Here is a 3444-nt window from a genome sequence, read left to right as displayed (position 1 = left end):
CGCCCACCGGGTGCCGCAGCGGCTGCAGGTCACCCGGACCGAGTGCGCCGCCGCCTGCCTGGCCATGGTGCTCAGCCACTACGGACGAGACTCCACGGTGGCCGACTGCCGCCCGCTGCTCGGCGCGGGACGCGACGGCGCCTCGGCGGCCGTGCTGGTCGACGCGGCGCGGCAGGCCGGGCTGACCGTCCGCGTCGACCGCGGCCCGGCCGCACTGGAGCAGCCGCTGCGCGGCCCGGTCATCGCCTACCTGAGGACCCACCACTTCGTCGTCCTGGAGCGGATCGACCGCCGGTCCGTCCGCCTGGTCGACCCGGCCGGCGGGCGCCGCCAGATCTCCCGGCAGGACTTCGACGGCCTGTACGGCGGCGTGACGGTCGCCCTGGAGCCGGGCGAGTCCTTCGAGGAGCGGCACACCCCGCTGCGCGACCGCCCGATGGTCCGCTACCTGCGGCGCTTCCTGGCCGCCCCGGGCGGACGCTCCCTGCTCGCCCTGACCGCGCTGGTCACCGGGCTGCTGCAACTGCTGGGCCTGGCCGTCCCGTTGCTCACCCGCACCGTGGTGGACTCGCTCCTCCCGCAGCACCGCACGGACCTGCCCGCCCTGCTGGCCCTGTCCGCCGTCGGCATCGCCCTGCTCACCGGACTGCTGACCGCCCTGCGCGCACTGGCGCTGCTCGCCCTGCGCCGGCGCGGCGACCTGGTGCTGACCCGCTCCTTCGTCGAACACCTCTTCCGGCTGCCGCTGCGGTTCTTCCTCGAACGGGGCCGCGGCGACCTGCTGATGCGTACGTCCAGCGTCTCCAGCACCCGGGAGACCCTGACCCAGCAGCTGATGACCGTGGCCCTGGACGGCGTCCTGCTGGTCGGCTACCTGGTCGCCGTCGTGCTGCTCCAGCCCCTCTACCTGCTGGCCGTCGCCCCGCTGTTCCTCCTGCAACTGCTCCTGGTGGTGCACGCCCACCGCCGGCTGCGCAACCTCGCCCAACTGGAGCTGGTCGCCAAGGCGGAGGAGCAGAGCTACCTGGTCGAGGCGCTGGAGGCGATCCTGCCGCTCAAGGCGAACGGCGTGGAGAGCCGCGCCGTGGAGCACTGGCAGGGGCTGTTCACCCGGTACCAGGGCGCGATGCTGCGGCGCGGACGCGCCACCGCCGGGCTCTCCGGGGCGCAGCGGGCGATGACCTCGCTCGGGCCGCTGCTCATGCTCGGCGTCGGCGCCTGGATGGTCATGACCGGGCGCTCCACCCTGGGCACCATGCTGGCCGCGAACAGCCTGGTGCTGTCCGTCCTGGCGCCGCTGGAGACCCTGTCGACCACCGGTCAGCTCTACCTCACCGTCAACGCCCAGGTGGAACGCCTCTTCGACGTCCTCGACGCCCCGGCGGAGACCGGCGGCCGGCTGCGGCTCGGCACGCGGAAGGCGACCTCCGTGGACGTCCGCGCGCTGACCTTCCGCTACCAGGCGTCCGGCCCGCCGGCCCTCAGCGGGATCGACCTGTCCGTCGCCGCCGGCGGCAAGCTGGGCATCGTCGGCCGCACCGGGTCCGGCAAGAGCACCCTGGCCCTGCTGCTGCTCGGGCTGCTCCCGCCCGACGAGGGGACGGTGCGCCACGACGGCGTGCCGATCGACCGGCTCGACCTCGCCGACCTGCGCGCCCACTGCGGCGCCGTGCTGCAGGAGCTGAGCCTGTTCGGCGGCAGCATCCGGGACAACCTGACCCTCGGACGACCGGACGCCGAGGACGCCGAGGTGATCCGGGCCGCGCGGATCGCCGGGCTGCACGAGGACGTGCTGGCCCTGCCGATGGGGTACGACACGCCCGTCGGCGAGAGCGGCTCGGCGCTCTCGGCCGGCCAGCGCCAACGGGTCGCCCTGGCCCGGGCCCTGGTGCACCGGCCGCGGCTGCTGCTGCTCGACGAGGCGACCAGCCACCTCGATCCGCAGACCGAACGCCAGGTCGACGGCGCGCTCGCGGAGCTGGCCGTCACCCGGATCGTCGTCTCCCACCGGCTGAACGCCGTGCGCAACGCCGACCAGATCCTCGTCCTCGAACACGGCCGGATCGTCCAACGCGGCCGCCACGACGAGCTGATCGAGCAGGAGGGCGCGTACCGCCTGCTGTTCGGCGCGGCCGACACCGACGTGCGCCCCGCCGCGAGCCACTGAGTCCGACGGGCCACCGTTCCGACGGACCACCTCCGACGGGCCGCCTCACGCCCGTCCCCACGAACCCCGGTCGGCCGCCCGGCCGTCCGGTCGAGGAACCACCACCGAAAGGCAGGAACGCCATGAGCGACAACAGCACCGCCCGCGCGTGGAAGGACCCCGAGGACGCGGCCCGCGCCGCCGCCCCCGCCCACCCGTCCGGCGAGGTCGACCTCGGCCTGTTCGTCGGCGGCCTGTCCGACGAGGAGGGCGGCACCGAGGCCCTCGGCACCGGCGGCTGCTGCCCCACCTGGGCCACCGGAACCCACTGCTGACGGCCGGCGCCTCCCGGCCCGGAGCGGAAGGAGTCGAACCATGAGCGACGAGGAGACCGTCCGGTCCTGGAAGGACCCCGAGACGGCCCGCACCACGCCCGGCCACCCGCTGGGCGAGCCCGACCTCACCGCCCTCAGCGGCGGCGAGGAGCCGGTGACCGTCTTGGAGATGTGCACCGGCCAGACCGCCTGCGGCACCTGCGGCGGATTCACCTTCGGCTGCTGCTGAACGCCCCCTGCCGAACGACCCTGAAGGAGTCGAACCATGAGCAACGAGGACATCGTCCGGTCCTGGAAGGACCCCGAGACGGCCCGCACCGCCCCCGGCCACCCGGTCGGCGAGCCCGACCTCACCGCCCTCAGCGGCGGCGAGGAGCAGATCACCGTCTACGACATCTGCACCACCAACCAGACCGGGTGCGGCACCTGCGGCAGCTTCACGTTCGGCTGCTGCTGAACGCCCCCTGCCGAGCGACCCCGAAGGAGTCGAACCATGAGCGACGAGGACATCGTCCGGTCCTGGAAGGACCCCGAGACGGCCCGCACCGCCCCCGGCCACCCGCTGGGCGAGCCCGACCTCACCGCCCTCAGCGGCGGCGAGGAGCAGATCACCAACAACGACCTCTGCAACAACACCGAGCGGAGCTGGTGCAGCACCTGCGGCGCCTTCACCCTCGGCTGCTGCTGAGCGGCCCGGAGGGAGTCGGACCATGAGCGACGAGGAGACCGTCCGGTCCTGGAAGGACCCCGAGACGGCCCGCACCGCGCCCGGCCACCCGCTGGGCGAACCGGACCTGACCGCCCTCAGCGGCGGTGAGGAGCCCTTCACCAACAACGACGTCTGCAACAGCACCGACCAGAGCTGGTGCGGCACCTGCGGCAGCTTCAGCTACGGCTGCTGCTGACCCGCGAACCAGCCCGCACCACCCCGCACCGGACGTCGGGTCCGGCCCTCCCCCGAGG

6 protein-coding genes are annotated in these 3444 nt (G+C 73.9%); all 6 read left to right on the top strand.

The window, feature by feature from the left end; genetic code table 11:
* Positions 1-2167 (top strand): peptidase domain-containing ABC transporter (locus ACFU6K_RS34395; RefSeq protein WP_380669830.1); only part of this gene is annotated, 2167 nt, incomplete at its 5' end.
* A 122-nt stretch (positions 2168-2289) separates the two neighbouring features.
* Positions 2290-2481, top strand: coding sequence for a hypothetical protein (locus tag ACFU6K_RS34390; RefSeq protein WP_380669828.1), 192 nt, complete (start codon positions 2290-2292; stop codon positions 2479-2481).
* 40 nt (positions 2482-2521) lie between these two features.
* A complete protein-coding gene (locus ACFU6K_RS34385) occupies positions 2522-2710 on the top strand; it encodes a hypothetical protein (RefSeq protein WP_380669826.1) in 189 nt (62 codons plus the stop codon).
* A gap of 36 nt (positions 2711-2746) precedes the next feature.
* Positions 2747-2938: a hypothetical protein gene (locus ACFU6K_RS34380; protein WP_380669824.1), complete on the top strand. Its 192-nt coding sequence runs from the start codon at positions 2747-2749 to the stop codon at positions 2936-2938.
* Positions 2939-2974: 36 nt separating this feature from the next.
* Positions 2975-3169 carry a hypothetical protein gene (locus ACFU6K_RS34375; protein ID WP_380669822.1) on the top strand — a complete coding sequence of 65 codons (195 nt, stop codon included), beginning with the start codon at positions 2975-2977 and terminating at the stop codon, positions 3167-3169.
* Positions 3170-3191: 22 nt separating this feature from the next.
* Positions 3192-3386, top strand: coding sequence for a hypothetical protein (locus ACFU6K_RS34370; RefSeq protein ID WP_375877309.1), 195 nt, complete (start codon positions 3192-3194; stop codon positions 3384-3386).
* The last annotated feature ends 58 nt before the right edge of the window (positions 3387-3444 follow it).

Origin of the sequence: Kitasatospora sp. NPDC057512 (genome assembly GCF_042802135.1) — a bacterium.
Taxonomy (GTDB): domain Bacteria; phylum Actinomycetota; class Actinomycetes; order Streptomycetales; family Streptomycetaceae; genus Kitasatospora.
The sequence above is the reverse complement of the archived record's forward strand: the minus strand, read 5'-3'. Positions and strand labels throughout refer to the sequence as shown.

Bases quoted from the DNA above. Each gene is read 5' to 3' on its own strand.
- ACFU6K_RS34390 (WP_380669828.1), top strand. From the start codon at position 2,290: ATGAGCGACAACAGCACCGCCCGCGCGTGGAAGGACCCCGAGGACGCG.
- ACFU6K_RS34385 (WP_380669826.1), top strand. From the start codon at position 2,522: ATGAGCGACGAGGAGACCGTCCGGTCCTGGAAGGACCCCGAGACGGCC.
- ACFU6K_RS34380 (WP_380669824.1), top strand. From the start codon at position 2,747: ATGAGCAACGAGGACATCGTCCGGTCCTGGAAGGACCCCGAGACGGCC.
- ACFU6K_RS34375 (WP_380669822.1), top strand. From the start codon at position 2,975: ATGAGCGACGAGGACATCGTCCGGTCCTGGAAGGACCCCGAGACGGCC.
- ACFU6K_RS34370 (WP_375877309.1), top strand. From the start codon at position 3,192: ATGAGCGACGAGGAGACCGTCCGGTCCTGGAAGGACCCCGAGACGGCC.